Consider the following 1,565-nt stretch of genomic DNA (forward strand, 5'->3'; position numbering starts at 1 on the left):
GGGTCTCGGAGACCTCCGAGTTGCCGACGCCGATCAGCAGCTGGGTGCGGTCGGCCACGCCCTCGAAGCCGGTCCACATGCCCGGGTCGGCCTCCTCGTGCAGGATCACGTCCTCGGCCGGGTCGGTGCCGAGCACGTGGGCCTTGACCTGGTACGGCCGCCACGAGTCGTCCCACACGGTGTAGAACACGCGGGTGCCCGAGCGGTCGAAGCGGACGCCGTGGGCCACGTTCTCGACCGCGTCCGGCAGGTCCTCGCCCGTGGCGATCTCGCGCACGCGCAGGGTGAAGCGCTCGTCGCCGGTGTGGTCCACGGCGTAGGCCACCCGGGTGGCGTCCGGGCTGATGTGCAGGCCGCCGAGCGCGAAGAACGGGTGGCCCTCGGCCTCGGCGTTGCCGTCCAGGATCACCTGCTCGCCCGGCAGGGCGGCGTCCGGGGTGATGACGGGCGGGGTCCAGTCGGCCTCGAGGTCGCCGGTGTCGCGTGCGGGCACGCGGCAGTGGATCGGGTACTCGGCGCCCTCGCGGGTGCGCACGAAGTACCACCACCCGTCCCGGCGGGCGGGCACGGAGCGGTCCGTCTCCACCGTGCGGGCCTTGATCTCGCCGACGATCGCCTCGCGCAGCGGCGCCTGGTCCGCGGTCACGGCCTCGGTGTACGCGTTCTCGGCGGCCAGGTGCTCGAGCACGCGGGGCTCCGCCTTGCCGCGCAGCCACTCGAAGTCGTCCTGGAACGTGTGGCCGTGGTGGCGGCGGGTCACGGGCTCGGCGCAGGCGGACGGCGGGACGGGGGCGTGCGACGTGGTCTGGGGCATGCGGCCCATCCCATCACGCCTTCCGGCGCTGACGACACCCCGCGCCGCACACGACGACGGCGGCACACCGGTCCGGTGCGCCGCCGTCGGGGGCGGCGGGTCAGTTCAGGCCGAGCGCTGCCCGGACCACGCCGAGCCCGAAGTACGCGACGAACGCGAGTGCCACGAACCACAGCAGCGGGTGCACCTCGCGGCCGCGGCCCTGGCCCGTGCGGATCACCGCGTAGGCCACCACGCCGGCGCCGATGCCGTTGACGATCGAGTAGGTGAACGGCATGAGGATGAACGTGAGGAACGCGGGGAAGGCTGCGCCCGGGTCGGACCAGTCGATCTGCACCACGTGCTGGCACATCATGAACCCGACCACCACGAGCGCGGGGGCCACGGCCTCGAACGGCACGAGGTGGATGAGCGGGGAGAGGAACACGGCCGCGAGGAAGAACAGGCCGGTGAACACGGAGGCCAGGCCGGTCCGGGCGCCCTCGCCGATGCCGGTGCCGGACTCCACGAAGATCTGGTGCGCCGAGCCGGAGGCGCCACCGCCCACCGTGACCGCGAGCGCGTCCGCGGCGAGCACCCGGTTGAGGTCGGGGATGGAGCCGTCCGGGTTCACGGTGCCGGCCTCGCGGGCCAGGCCCACGGAGACGCCCATCGCGTCGAAGAACACGGAGAGCAGGATCGCGAACACGAGCAGGGAGGCCATCAGCCCGCCCACGGAGGTGAAGGCGCCGAACAGGTCCACGCTGCCGAG

General features: G+C 73.2%; 1 protein-coding gene and 1 pseudogene. Both read right to left on the reverse strand.

Features of this window, described 5'->3' with window-relative positions; translation table 11 throughout:
• Positions 1-814: hypothetical protein (locus tag ACFWJO_RS38820; RefSeq protein ID WP_386872927.1), on the reverse strand; the 814-nt coding region annotated here is incomplete at its 3' end.
• Between the two features lie 100 nt (positions 815-914).
• Positions 915-1,565, reverse strand: a pseudogene (locus ACFWJO_RS38825) (NCS2 family permease); the annotation flags it as partial.

Source organism: Streptomyces sp. NPDC127092 (assembly GCF_042722475.1).
Taxonomy (GTDB): Bacteria; Actinomycetota; Actinomycetes; order Streptomycetales; family Streptomycetaceae; genus Streptomyces.